The organism is Paenibacillus helianthi (genome assembly GCF_001909055.1).
Lineage (GTDB): Bacteria > Bacillota > Bacilli > Paenibacillales > Paenibacillaceae > Paenibacillus_AQ > Paenibacillus_AQ helianthi.
The window spans coordinates 82,699-96,360 of sequence record NZ_LVWI01000003.1 but is presented as its reverse complement, the minus strand read 5'-3'; the positions used below and the strand labels follow the sequence as shown (position 1 = coordinate 96,360).

The following is a 13,662-nucleotide window of genomic DNA, read 5'->3' as shown; positions in this document are numbered from 1 at the left end:
CTTACTGTTCCGGGTTACTGCTGATCCGGCCGGTCTGGAAGCTGCATCAAATAGCTGTTCGACATGTTCAGCAGCCGCTCCGCAGCTTCGAACTGCGCTTCTGTGGAGCCGCCTTGGGTCACCGAATTATCATTTAGACTGTAGTTGCTTCCATCCTCGTAATCATTCCCCGTCAGATAGATGCTCGTGTTATTCACGAAGGAACCTGTAGGCAGGAAATGCCGGAACGGGATCAGGTTGGACGTGGAGTTCAGCAGATCCTCACCGAAATGCAGCTGGTTCTGCAGCGGCACTCCCAGCAAATTGGACACTGTTGGCAGGATGTCAATCTGTCCGCCTGTCCGGTCAATGACCGGAGGCAGTGAGCCGCTTGGCGAGTGAACGATGAACGGAATATTGAACATATCCGTATAACCGTATTCATGTCCGATCATTTCTTTCAACAGATCCTTCTCATCATTGCCAAGCGTATACATCGGCACACCCTGGTGATCCCCGTAGAATACAATCAGGCTGTCATCCCACAGTCCGCTGGTCTTTAGTTCCTCCAGAAATTGCCCCATCGCATAGTCCGCATAATTCTGAGCCTGAATATAGTCACCCAGCAGCGTCCCCTGATAACGTTCCGGCAGCTTCATCTTGAACTTTTCCTCAGGAAGCCGGAAAGGATGATGTGCACTCATGGAAATGACCATTGCATAGAACGGCTGATCCTTGGCATCAAGTACAGCCAGCTCAGGTACCGTTTTGGCGAAAAGCACCTCATCCGAAGACCCGAACGCGATATGGTCATCATCCCCAAAGAATGACTGGTCATAATATTTATCAAAGCCTATCGCTTTGTACAAGTCTTTGCGGTTCCAGAATTCCACACTGTTCGTATGGAAAGTAGTCGTAAAATAACCGTTCGCACTCAGTAGCTTCGGCAGGCTGGGCACGGATTTTTTCATATAGGGCGATGATGTTGCAGGTTCGTTCTTCGGCACATAAAATGAGGAGTTCACCACGAACTCGGCATCCGAAGTTGTACCCTGACCCGCATTGGTGTAGAAATTGTTGAAGTACGTATTGCTGTGCGCCAGCTTGTTGATGTTCGGCGTAATCTCCTGACCGTCAATGGTCAGTCCGATCAGAAAGTTCTGGAACGATTCCATCTGGACTACGATCAGATTTTTGCCCTTATCGGCTCCCAGGTACTTCGGTGACTGCGGTGTTTCAGTACCCTTAATGGTATCCACCGCCTGCTGGGTAATCTCCTTGCTGTCAATAAGCGTTTCCTTCTCTGCGCTGTCCGCAAACAGCGTATACACCTCATAATTCAGGATTCCCATGCTTTCCGCTTTTTTGATCTCGTTCATGCTTGCGTGGTTGGGCCAGATATTGAAGAAGCACAACGCGAGAGAAACGGCGGTCGCACCAAGCAGAACAGGACGGCTGATCCGGTATGTGCCTCTTTCCTTCCACTTGGCAATATATTTGGGACGGAACATAAAGAGCAGGAAGAAGACAATGTCCACAAAGATAAACAGATAATACGGGGTGATCAGAGAATACGTGCTCTCTCCGACCTTGGTAACCTTATCCGCTTGCTGCAGAGCATGGTAGGTGGCAATCACGCCATAATACTTGTAATACATCAGGACGGAAAAATAAATAACCGTAATGAACAAATTGGCTATCATATAATACAAGATCTTCCGTTTGGAAGACAGCCATTCAATCAGACTGAACACAATAATGAAAAAAGGAATTTCGGTAATGACCATACTCCAGTTCGGACCGTCGCTGAACACGACAAACCAGGCCACGGCACTTTTGAGCAGAAGCACGAAGCTGAACAAGAGAATCGGCCGATTTAAAATGCTATTCAATGATTTCTTCATGAAACAATTCATTTCCTTTCACAAAAAATTAATCCCCTTTGATGCGGTAGTGGATAACCCTCTTCTGCAATCTGCCGATAACAACCGCGTCCATGAAGCCTACAAAGATTCGGTTGAAAGCACCGTAACGATAACCTCCGTCCCTTCCCCCCTGATGGCTCACCGACACCTCAATCACGGAAAAGCCGTTCATCTTCGCGAGCGTCGGCAAATACCGGTGCATCCCGCTGTATAAATGGAAGCTCTCCGCCACTTCACGTCTCATCAGCTTCATGGGGCACTGCGCATCATACAGGCTATCACCGGTGAGAAAATTCCTTATCCCGTTGATGAGTCTTAGCAGCGTCCTTCGGAGCAGCGGGGCTTTACGGTCCATCCGCTTGCCATTCACGAAATCCACCCGTTCAATGAAGGGCATCAGCCTGAAAATGTCCCTGGGATCAGTCTGCATATCCGCATCAAGCAGAGCGATAAGCTCTCCGCCGGAGGCTTTCATTCCCGCCCAGATCGCTGCCGTCTGGCCGCAATTTTTCTCGAAATGGATGACCTTCACCGCTGAATCGGACCGGGCGATCTCATCCAGAATGCCAACACTGCGGTCCCTGCTGCCGTCGTTGACGAACACAATCTCATAGCTTTCTGTCCGGCTCTCCATTGCATTCTTGATGCTGTCATAGAGCTGACGGATACTGTTCTCTTTATTATATAGTGCTGCGACTACAGATAGTCTGATCAAACCGAACCACCCCGGTACATGGATCTCTCATTTTTCTAACCACATGGACTTCTCCGACAACTGTATCAATACCACTACTGCATTAAATCACAAAGTACTTAGGTTATCAACCTATTTTTGTGTGGGATGTACGTCCTGGGTTAATCCAAGTTTTTTCACCAGCGGCTTGATCGACAGTCCTTGGACCAGTAATGAGAACAGCACAACACTGAACGTCAGTACCAATATATCCTGCCTTCCTTCAAAGGACATAGGCAGACTCAGGGCAAGTGCAATGGACAAGCTTCCCTTCAAGCCGCCCCAATTCAACACACTTTTCCAGGAACCCGGGAAGTTTCTAAGAGCAGCAAGGCTTGTGTAGAGCGCTATCGTTCTACCCAGCAGTACGATCACAATCGCAGCGAGAATAAGCCCCCACTTATCGGAGAAGTTAATATTCTTAATTTCCAGGCCAATCATCAGGAAGATCAGGGAATTCGCTACGAGGGTGATCACATCCCAAAAGGAATTAATGTTCGTCTTCGTAGTCTCTGACATGCCGACCCGTGCTCCATAATTGCCAAAGATCAGCCCGCTTACCGCTACAGCAATAACACCCGAGACCTCAAAATGCTCTGAAATGAAATAGCTCCCAAAGAACAGCAGCATGGAAAAGCCAATCTCCAGCGGAAAGTCATCATACAGGCGGATCAGCTGGGAAAATATATAGCCCATAATGGCACCGATCAGAATGCCCCCCAGTGCAAACTTCAGAAAGAGCAATATTCCGCTGCCGATTCCCGCCCAGCCCATCTCCATGTAAGACAGCAGGTATACGGATGAAATCTGGAACAGCACAACCGCAATACCGTCGTTAAACAGCGATTCCCCTTCGATGATGGTCACAATATTCTTGGGGACGCCCAGTGATTTGAAGATCGAAATCACGCTGATGGGATCCGTTGCGCTCATCAACGCTGCAAAGGTAAAGGACACAATCAGCGGAAGTCCCAAACCCCAATATACCGACAAGCCGATAATGAGAAAAGACAACAAGGTTCCGCCAAAAGCCAAAGCCAGCACCGGCTTACGCTGATCCATCAGATGGGAAAAAGGCAGCTTGAGGGTTGCGTCTCCCAGGAGAATAGGAAGGAATAATGAGATAATAATTGCCTGAAACACGTGAGATTGTGTAATAAAAACTTCTGCATCCTCCAGTACTGGGACACGAACCAACCCCAGAAAAAGTCCTACCATGACCAGTGCAATAGAGTATGGTTGATTGACCTTTTTTGCAACCGCAATAACGCCGATGGATATAGCAAGCAGGATCAGGACCTGGATAAATGTTTCATCGAAGTGATTCATACGGCACCCCATTTTACAATTTTCGAACCCACACCAAGTTTCTTAGATTATACTTCAGTACATCTATCGGATACACTTATTCATTCTTAGAACCGGACTGATTCGTCCCGTTCTTCTCCAATACCGGCTTCAGGTCATCCTGCACGCTTCCCTTCCATAAAGGCACACCGGAGCGGTAAGCCGCCCGGCCATTCAGATGACCGGCAACCGGGGAGGTGATGAAGACAAACACAATCGCCAGCAGCAGCTTAATACTGACTATATTTATATAGAAGAAAAAAAATAGAAAGGCTCCTGTCAGCACACACAATACGCCCAGCGTAGCACTTTTGGTCGCGGCATGGGACCGTAAGTAGACATCCGGCAGCCGGACCAGCCCAAACGCGCCAAGCCCGCAAAACACTGCACCCATTAGCACCAAAACCCCAATCAGCAGCTCACCGATCAAGCTCATCACCCCCCTGCTCAATAACCGCATCTCTTTCAATATATCTTGCTAATGCGGTTGTTCCGATAAAGGTCAGAATCCCAATCACAAGGACAATTTCAATATAATCCTCAGTCTTCTGCTGTATGCTCAGCACCGCAATCACGGCCAGCAGATGAATACCGATGGTATCAAGGGCAGCAATCCGGTCTGACCGGGTCGGTCCCTGAACCAGCCGGTACAGGCAGGCCAGCATAGCTAATGCCAGAATAATCAGCGCAAGTTGAAGCAGGACAGAAATCATAGCCGGGTCACCTCCATAATCGCTTTTTCAAAGGTTCCCTGGATCTGGCGGGAGAGCTGGCCGGCATCTTCAATATCCATGGCATGAATGTAGAGGGTCTGGCCGCTGCCCGAGACTTCTAGTGTAAGCGTCCCTGGTGTCAGACAAATGAGGCAGGACAGCAGCGTAACCTCAAAGTCAGAGCTCAGTGCGGTTTCATAAGCGAAGATCCCCGGGCGGATTGTCAGTCTGGGCCGGAGAATTTGCCGGATGACCGCGAAGCTGGATAACACCAGTTCCCGCAGGAACAGCGCCAGCAGCTTCATAATGGACCACACGCGTTTCAAATAGAGCGGTTTGGGCAGGAAATTGTGCAATACCATCAGAAGTCCGCACCCCAGCAGATAGCCAATGACAAAACTTGAGCCTGAGCCGTCGCCGATCAGCATCATCCACAGAAACGCAGTTATCAGGTTTAATAAGATTTGAACAGCCATCTTCATCTACTCCTTCAATACAGCTTCAATATAGAGCCGGGGGGAACCAAGCACTTCCCCTGCCTGAGATACATACGTATTCACCCATTCCGCTCCAAGGCCCATAACGATGACCAGAACGAAGAGTCCGGCTGCTACCGCCGTTCCGCCTTTTAGATTTACTTTGGGCAGTTCCCTGTCCGGTGGATTACCCCAGAAGGCCAGCCTGAATACTTTGATCAGTGAGTACAGCACAAGCAGACTGGAGCCTAGCCCGATAAGAGATAACGTCAGCATACCCGAATCCAGTCCTCCCCGGATGATCAGCACTTTGCCGGGAAAGCCGCTGAAGGGCGGGATGCCGGCAAGCGTTAGTGCCAGCGCGAAAAAACTCCAGCCCAGCAAAGGATAACGTTTGATCAGCCCCCCCATGCTAGATAACCGATCCGTGCCCGCAGCGGCAATGATCAACCCTCCCAGAATGAACATGAGACCCTTGCCCAGCATATCATGCAGCAGATAATAGACCGTTCCATCGAGCGCATCCGGTGTTCCCGCGGATAAGCCGAAGGCAATAAAACCCACACTGATAATGACGTTATAATTCAGGATGCGAGGGATATCATTATAGGCGACAGCACCCATTGCGCCCAGAATCATGGTAGCCGCCGCCATCCAGGCGATCCAGCCGTTCGTAAAATGAGGATCACCAGTAAAAATAAGCGTAAACGTCCGAATAATCGCGTACAGCCCCACTTTGGTCAAAAGTGCTCCAAATAAGGCACGGACCGCGGCAGGCGGCGCACTGTAAGCGCCGGGGAGCCAGAAAAAAAGGAACAGCCCGGCCTTCAGAGCGAAAACGGTCAGGAACAGCACAGCGATCACATTCAGAACACCGCTTTGTCCGGTCTCAGCTATGCGCTGGGACAACTGGGCCATGTTCAGTGTACCCACTGCCGCATACAGATAGGCGACAGCCGCTACAAAGAGGGTTGAAGAGACAATGTTGACCAAGAGATATTTTGCGGTTTCCCGAAGCTGATGTTTCGTTCCGCCCAGGGAGATCATCGCGTAAGACGAGATCAGCATGACTTCAAAAAAGACGAACAAATTGAAGATGTCACCTGTCAGGAATGAACCGTATACACCTACGAGCAGAAAATGGAAGAATGAATAGTAATAGAACCTTTCCCGCTCCGGACCAATGCTGGTGAAAGAATAGAGCAGAATCCCCAGACTCACGGCTGAAGCCGTGAGTACTAACAGCGCTGCAAACATATCTCCCACCAGGACAATGCCATAAGGCGGAGCCCAGCCGCCCATATGTAAAGTCTGTATCCCCTTCTCGTGGATACGGGAAACCAGTACACAGGATAGAACGAGATTCAGAATGCCGCTGAATATGCTTATGAACCGCTGCAGCAGCACCTGTTCTTTCAGAAACATCAGAATAACAGCGGTGCACAAGGGAATAAGAATCGGCAGAACCAAGAGATTATTCATTGTTCCTCCTCCCGGACAGAATCCATGTCATCCGTCCCGTGTGCCTGATAAGCACGGTAGGCAAGCACAAAGAAGAAGGCTGTTACACCGAAGCTGATCACGATGGATGTCAGAATCAGCGCCTGCGGCAATGGATCTGCATAGGCTTCCGCCTCGTTACCCAGTACGGGTGCTGCCCCTTTTTTTAGTCCAGCCATAGTCAGAAGAAGCAGATGGACGCCATGAGTAAGCAAGGAAGTACCGAGTACAATCCGCAGCAGGGTTTTGGATAAAATCAAATACACACCGACCGTAAATAAAATACCAACCGCTACAGCCATCATCCATTCCATTTCACTCATCCCCTCCTATGGTAAAGATAATGTTCATCGTCACGCCGACGACCGCCAGATAGACTCCGAGATCGAACAGAACGGCTGTCGCAAGCTCTGTATCCCCTAGCAGCGGCAGATCAAAATGGCCAAAGGAATGGCTCAGGAATGGCGCTCCAAAAGCAAAGGAACCAGCCGCTGTTAGTATAGCAATCAGCAGCCCCACCGCTGTGAGAATACGGTAATTGACCGGAAGAAATTTGCGGACGGGTTCAATTCCCAGTGAAATCGCCATCAGAATCAAGCCGGCAGACGTCATCAGGGCACCAATGAAGCCGCCGCCCGGATGATTATGTCCGGCAAAGAATAAATACAGCGAGAAGGTAAGAATGATTAATACAATTCCCTTGGACATCGTACGCAGAATCACATCATTGCTGCGCAGCGGAAACCAATAGGCTGCCGGTTTACTTTTCTTCACCTGTATAGCCCCTGGCTCCATTCTCAGATTAACCAGTCCATAAATTCCAAGGGACGCCACGCCAAGAACCATAATTTCGAACAAGGTATCGAAACCTCTGAAATCTACCAGGATAACATTCACTACATTTTTGCCCCCGGCCAGGGAATAGCTTTCGTTCAGGAAAAATTCCGAGATCGGAGCAAATGGGCTGCTGCCCATCGCCGCCAGTGCGACCAGTGTCATCGTCAGTCCGACACCTGCAGCGAGGATAAGATTCAGCCATTTGAAGGAAGCTTTCTCTTTCTCCTTCTCCTGCTTCAGCTTCGGCAAATATTTGAAACACAGCAGGAACAGGATCACCGACACCGTCTCCACAATCATTTGTGTCAAGGCAAGATCTGGAGCACGGAAGATCACAAACAGCAAGGTTACCATGTAGCCCACTGCACCTGTGAATAGAATGGCATTGACTCTCGACTTGGCAAAGAGGACAGCGATGGCGGCAACCAACATGACCGCAACTACTGCCACTTCGTATATGGAGATTGGAGCGTAATCCTTCATTCCCAGGGTGATCCCCTGTGCTCCTAGCAATGTACTCCCGAGGGCAATAATGAAAAACCCGAAGATATACAGCAGATAATTCCGGTTGCTACCAGTCATATACAGATTGGTGATGCGGGCTGACCCGCCTTCTAAGGCGCGAAGTCCAAGATCATACATGCGGTTAAGCGAATCCCTTCCACTCCACTCACGATCCAGTATCCGCAATCTTCCATAGCCTCTATACAACAGCATACCGGCAGCGATCACACCCAGAGTCATGAAGATTTCCGGTGTCCAGCCATGCCAGAAATGAATCGGGACATGGAGACTCTTCTCCGGCGGCAACAGCCCGTATTGAATCGAAGCTACTGCCGGTTCAATTAAGGATGAGCTCAGCAGGTCCGGGAAGAAGGCAAAGAAGACAGCCAGGGAAACAAGCAGTACCGGGGAGAACAACAGCCCCCGCGGAGCTTCATGCGGCACTTTATCCAGCTTCTCGGGCTGCAGCTTGCCGGTGAACGTTTTGAAGACCAGAATCATGCTGTACACAAAGGTAAATACGCTCGCTATCCAGGCAATGACGGGAATAAGCACAAGCCAGGACTGTGTACTCCAAATATCCAGCTGACGAATATCCATCACGGCGGTGAAGAACATTTCCTTGCTCAGGAAGCCGCTGAACGGCGGAAGCCCGGCCATGGAAAAGGCTCCAATGAGCGCCACGGAAAAGGTGACCGGCATGAGGGACATTAAGCCTCCCAGCTTACGCAGATCCCTTGTATTCGTCTCATGGTCTACAATCCCAACCACCATAAACAGGGTTCCCTTGAACACGGCATGGTTGATCAGATGAAAGACAGCTGCCGCTGTGGCCATCGAATAGAATACTGACTCCTCTGTACCGGAGAAAAAGGCTGCGGCAGAGCCCAGTCCCAGCAAGCACATGATCAAACCCAGCTGACTGACGGTAGAAAAGGCAAGCATGGCCTTCAGATCCGTTTGCTTGATAGCTTTGAACGAGCCATACAAGAGAGTAACGAGTCCGACCAGTGAGACCAGCCAGAACCATTCCAGGTTTCCGGCAAATACAGGAGTAAGCCGCGCAACCAGATACAGGCCGGCTTTGACCATCGTTGCCGAATGGAGATATGCACTGACCGGAGTCGGCGCCTCCATCGCATCAGGAAGCCAGATGTGAAACGGAAATTGCGCCGATTTGGTAAAGGCCCCCAAAAGGATCAGCAGCATGGCCGGAAGGAACATCGGTTCCGCAGACAACTGGCCGGCTTGCACGATAATCTCACGGATGCTGTAGGTTCCGCTCATCACATAGAGCAGGTTGAATCCTGCAAACATCGCCAGTCCGCCGAACACGGTGATCAGCATCGATTTGAGTGCTCCATAGCGGGATCTTTCCCGGCGGTGCCAGAAGGCAATCAGCAGAAACGAAGTAATACTGGTCAGCTCCCAGAACCCGTAGAGCACCATCAGGTTGTCAGACAACACTACACCAAGCATCGCTCCCATGAACATAAGCAGATACATATAGAAGTTACGGATCGATTCCATCCGCTTATCGAGATAATAGATGGAATATAGAACTACGAGAGCCCCCATCCCTGTGATCAACAGGGCGAATACCAGACTCAGTCCATCCAGCACCAGGGTAATATCCATTCCCAGTGAAGGCATCCAGGATACCGTGGCAACCGTAGGTTCCCCAGCTTGAATGTCCGGCACCTTCATCAGGAAATATGCAAAAAGAAGCGTTGGAACAGGTAGCACTGCCCAACCTGCATGAAGATGCGGAATACGCTTAACGAGCGGGATCAGAACAGCCAGCAGAAATGGAATCAAGATCACAGCATGCAGCACAGCTTAGCACTCCCCCTCTTCACTTAAGTAATCTATTTGCCCGGCTTTACCCAGACACCTTGCACAATCCGCAAATACTGCGCTTCACCCGTCTCCCACCCGGAGAGATATTGCTCCTTCTCATGGTTGTACTCATTATCCTTAGACGAATCTACGGTGAGCACACATAAAGGAGCGCTGAGCAACTTAGATAACTGGCTTCCTCTTTGAATCAGCCGCTGTCCGTGCGGGCCATAGTGGACACATACCATAATGCTTTCGCTGCTCGGTCTAAGGGTCATCCCTCTTCCTCCTGGCTTAAATTTCCATAAAAAAAACGCAAAAAGAGCCCGCTGTTGGCAGGCTCCTCCGGGTACATCTGTATACAATTACACTGATTATATAGGTTACAAGGATGATTGTAAAGGAACAGCGGGTCAGCTACCAGCTTTGAGATCAGGAATCACTGTCTATCCACGCCTATAATATCCCCTTTCCCCGGATAATTATGATCTATTATAGAGTTACTCAGAGATTAGAACAGAGTAGTTACCGTTTCCTCAACCTGAACCAGAATTTCATCCAGAGCAGCCTGGCCGACTGAAGGAATGCTTCCAAACAGCAGGTGCTCTACCATTTCGATGCCTGTAAACTCGAAAATCCCGGTATCGGATGTGATTTTGAGTCCCGCTGTCATTCCGATTGAGTCATAGATTTCTTTTGGCGTGCCGTGTGTATTGATAATGAGCCCTTTCTTGCCTGTCAGCAGCTTATCTATACCAGTTGCCCCATAAGCATATGCGAATCCGTAGGAAAATACCCGGTCCACGTAACCTTTGAGCATGGCAGGCAGCCCGGTCCACCAGATCGGGTAGATAAAGGTCACGACATCCGCCTCAGCAATAAACTTCTGTTCGGTAAGAATGTCAACAGGAGTGTTCCCGCTGCGTATCGCTGCAGTATCCTCAGGCTTCAGCACGGGCTGAAAGTCAAGAGCGTACAAATCGCGCACAACAACTTCATGTCCCTTTTTCTTCAGTGCCTGGACAGTGGTTTCCAGAATTGCATGGTTAAAGCTCTCAGCACTAGGATGGGCATAGACAACTAGATGTTTCATTTTGATTACCTCCGGTTTATGGTTGGGTTGAACTAGTCTATCCTTATTTTGCATAGATATCTATATACTTATACAAAAAAATTTAGAATCGTCTATAGATATGCTCCAAAAGACATTCGAGATCCTCCTGCTGGGCAGGATTCAGACCTCCATACAGGGCCTCATTCAGCGTATCGGATATTTCCCGGAATGCTTGCTGCAGTGAAATACCTTTATCTGTAAGTTTAACAAAAGTTATTCGGCTATCCTCCCCGCTCTTGACTCTGCAGACATATTCCAGCCGCTCCAGCTTGTTCACCAGAACTGTTACTGTGGGCTGTGTGAGATGAACCTTAAGCGCAAGCTCCTTAATGGAGAGGCCGTCCTGCTGGTACAGATGCACCAGAACATCTCCGTGGGAGGGGACGATATCTTCGATGCCGCGCTTCTCAAGCTCTGAGGCGATCAGCTTGTGGGCCTCGGAGCGGATCTTGCTGATAAGTGACAGTGCATTATAGTTAGGCATGGCCCTATTATACATAGATATCTATATGTTTTCAACTAAAAAATAAGCCGAAGAACTTCCCGTCTTCCTCAGCGGGGGAGTCCTTCAGCTTACTTTCACATTAAATTCGGCGATTAAATATTTTTGACCACTTCATAAGCATCCCAGACCGCATACATAATATTCTGCACCTGCTTGGCATCTCCCAGCAGATACGTTTCCGGAAGCTCTTGACTCAGCTCGTCATACAACTTCTTCTGTGGGGCATAGCCTACGGCCAGAATCGCTGAATCCGCAGCAACTACTCTTTCCTCGCCTGCTTTATTTCTCAGTACAAAGCCCCCGGCATCCGCGCCGGCTACCACGGTATCTGTAAGCAATTCGATGTCTTTAAAAGCCACCAGATCGCGAAGCATATCCTCATTGGCATGGCATAGCGGGCCGCCAATGGTCAGAATGTCATCCTGCATTTCTACGAGAGTGACTTTCTTTCCTTGCTCTTCGAGCCATAATGCCGTTTCGCAGCCAACCAGTCCACCGCCGATGATGATCGTGGAATCTCCCGCATCCTTTTGACCCAGCAGAACCTCTTCCGCAGTATACACGTTGGAGGAATCTCCGATGGTGAAGCTTTTGGGCGTTGAGCCTGTGGCAAAGATCACAGCATCCGCTCCGCTGGCTGCGATGATGTCCGAAGTAACCTCACTGTTCAGACGAAGGTCAATACCCAGCGCTTTCAGTTCAACTCCATACCAGTCGGCCAGCAAATGGTCATCTTCCTTGAACCCGGGTACTCCGCCGGGGATCAGATTACCGCCCAGACGATTACTCTTCTCATGTAAAGTGACCTGATGCCCGCGAATAGCAGCCACACGCGCTGCTTCGCAGCCCGCCGGACCCCCACCGATGATGAGCACACGCTTCGGCTGCTCAGCCTTACCGATGGCATAATCCTTCTCGCGTCCGCAGGCCGGATTGACGGCACAGGAGATCGCAGCATAGGAAGCGAGCCGGCCCATGCAGCCCTCCTGGCAGGACAGACACGGACGAATCCGCTCGATTTGACCCGCCCAGATCTTGTTTGGAATATCGGCATCCGCCAGCAGCGGACGGCCCAGCGCGATCATATCGGTTGCTCCGTCACGAATGGCATCGCTGGCCCGGTCCGGATCATCCAGTCTTCCGGCGGTGATCACAGGAACCTTAAGAATGCTTTTAAGAATTTTATTGTATGGCAGATAGAGTCCCTTCTCCTGATACATAGGCGGATGCGCCCAATACCAGGAATCATAGGAGCCCACATCCCCGTTAAATGCATCGTATCCGGCTTCTTCCAGGATCAGTGCCGCTTCAATCCCTTCTTCAATATCCCGGCCCTGTTCCGTGAATTCCTCGCCGGGAAGCCCGCCCTGCCGCCAATCCTTAATGAAGCTCTTGATGCTGTAGCGCAGCGAGACCGGATAATCCTGACCGCATTCCGCTTTGATCGCCTGGACAACTTGGGTGGCGAACCGCAGACGGTTCCGGAGGCTTCCCCCATATTCATCCGTCCGCTGATTGAAGAAGGAAATAGCAAATTGGTCGAGCAGATACCCTTCATGCACCGCATGTATCTCTATTCCGTCGAACCCGGCTTTTTTGGCAATCGCAGCAGATTCGGCAAATTTTCTTACATAGGTATGGATTTCCTCAATCGTGAGCTCACGGCAGGTTACATCCGGCAGCCAACGGTGAGGAATCGGCGAAGGAGCTACAGCAGTCTTGCCTACAATCGAAGGAATGCTTACACGCCCGAAGCCTGCGGACAGCTGCAGAAAGATTTTTGCCCCGTAGGCATGAATCCGTTCGGTCATCATCTTGCCGGTTTTGATGAAATGGTACGGGTTGAGCGTTGGACAAGGCATGGACGGCAATGCGCATTTCTCAATCTCATTCTCGACCATCGTAACACCTGTCATCAGCAGGCCGGTGCCGCCTTTGGCACGTTCCACATAATATTCCACGCCGCGCTCATTGAATGTTCCATCCGCGTTGCAGAGTCCGCCGGGTCCCATCGGGGCCATCACGAATCTGTTTTTCAACTCCAGCTTGCCGATTTTGAACGGTTCAAATAAAATTCTGTGGCTGTCCTTCACTGTAAGTCCTCCCAGAAATCATATCAGGTTATTTTCGGTGAATGCATTCACTGAATATATTCATTATAGGACTATCACACACTAAATAATGTGATTA

At 50.0% G+C, this 13,662-nt stretch carries 13 protein-coding genes; all 13 read right to left on the bottom strand.

All coding sequences use genetic code 11. The features are described 5' to 3' along the window. Window positions 1–14 precede the first annotated feature (14 nt). The gene (locus A3844_RS05700) at window positions 15–1,883 is read right to left on the bottom strand and encodes an LTA synthase family protein (protein ID WP_074106858.1); all 1,869 of its coding nucleotides are present in this window, start codon (window positions 1,881–1,883) and stop codon (window positions 15–17) included. Window positions 1,884–1,911: 28 nt separating this feature from the next. Beyond that, complete coding sequence (locus tag A3844_RS05695) at window positions 1,912–2,619, bottom strand: glycosyltransferase family 2 protein (RefSeq protein WP_074106857.1); 708 nt, start codon at window positions 2,617–2,619, stop codon at window positions 1,912–1,914. 111 nt (window positions 2,620–2,730) lie between these two features. Next, window positions 2,731–3,966: a cation:proton antiporter gene (locus A3844_RS05690; RefSeq protein WP_074106856.1), complete on the bottom strand. Its 1,236-nt coding sequence runs from the start codon at window positions 3,964–3,966 to the stop codon at window positions 2,731–2,733. A 76-nt stretch (window positions 3,967–4,042) separates the two neighbouring features. Further along, entirely contained in the window at window positions 4,043–4,420 is a 378-nt protein-coding gene (gene mnhG, locus A3844_RS05685; protein WP_074085173.1) for a monovalent cation/H(+) antiporter subunit G, read from the bottom strand. After that, window positions 4,404–4,697, bottom strand: coding sequence for a Na(+)/H(+) antiporter subunit F1 (locus tag A3844_RS05680; RefSeq protein WP_074085172.1), 294 nt, complete (start codon window positions 4,695–4,697; stop codon window positions 4,404–4,406). Before A3844_RS05680 ends, mnhG begins: the two co-directional genes overlap by 17 nt. Then, entirely contained in the window at window positions 4,694–5,173 is a 480-nt protein-coding gene (locus A3844_RS05675; protein WP_074106855.1) for a Na+/H+ antiporter subunit E, read from the bottom strand. The genes A3844_RS05680 and A3844_RS05675 overlap by 4 nt, the downstream gene beginning before the upstream one ends. Before the next feature lie 6 nt (window positions 5,174–5,179). Then, entirely contained in the window at window positions 5,180–6,655 is a 1,476-nt protein-coding gene (locus A3844_RS05670; RefSeq protein WP_074106854.1) for a Na+/H+ antiporter subunit D, read from the bottom strand. Continuing rightward, window positions 6,652–6,987, bottom strand: coding sequence for a Na(+)/H(+) antiporter subunit C (locus A3844_RS05665; RefSeq protein ID WP_074106853.1), 336 nt, complete (start codon window positions 6,985–6,987; stop codon window positions 6,652–6,654). The genes A3844_RS05670 and A3844_RS05665 overlap by 4 nt, the downstream gene beginning before the upstream one ends. Window position 6,988: 1 nt before the next feature. Further along, on the bottom strand, window positions 6,989–9,850 hold the full coding sequence (locus A3844_RS05660; RefSeq protein WP_074106852.1) for a Na+/H+ antiporter subunit A: 2,862 nt from the start codon (window positions 9,848–9,850) through the stop codon (window positions 6,989–6,991). 32 nt (window positions 9,851–9,882) lie between these two features. Further along, window positions 9,883–10,131, bottom strand: a complete 249-nt coding sequence (locus A3844_RS05655) for an adenine nucleotide alpha hydrolase family protein (RefSeq protein WP_074085167.1) — start codon at window positions 10,129–10,131, stop codon at window positions 9,883–9,885. Window positions 10,132–10,364: 233 nt separating this feature from the next. Beyond that, window positions 10,365–10,946: an NAD(P)H-dependent oxidoreductase gene (locus tag A3844_RS05650; RefSeq protein WP_074106851.1), complete on the bottom strand. Its 582-nt coding sequence runs from the start codon at window positions 10,944–10,946 to the stop codon at window positions 10,365–10,367. A gap of 82 nt (window positions 10,947–11,028) precedes the next feature. After that, window positions 11,029–11,451, bottom strand: coding sequence for a MarR family winged helix-turn-helix transcriptional regulator (locus tag A3844_RS05645; RefSeq protein WP_074085165.1), 423 nt, complete (start codon window positions 11,449–11,451; stop codon window positions 11,029–11,031). 113 nt (window positions 11,452–11,564) lie between these two features. After that, window positions 11,565–13,565: an oxidoreductase gene (locus tag A3844_RS05640; protein ID WP_074106850.1), complete on the bottom strand. Its 2,001-nt coding sequence runs from the start codon at window positions 13,563–13,565 to the stop codon at window positions 11,565–11,567. Window positions 13,566–13,662 lie beyond the last annotated feature (97 nt).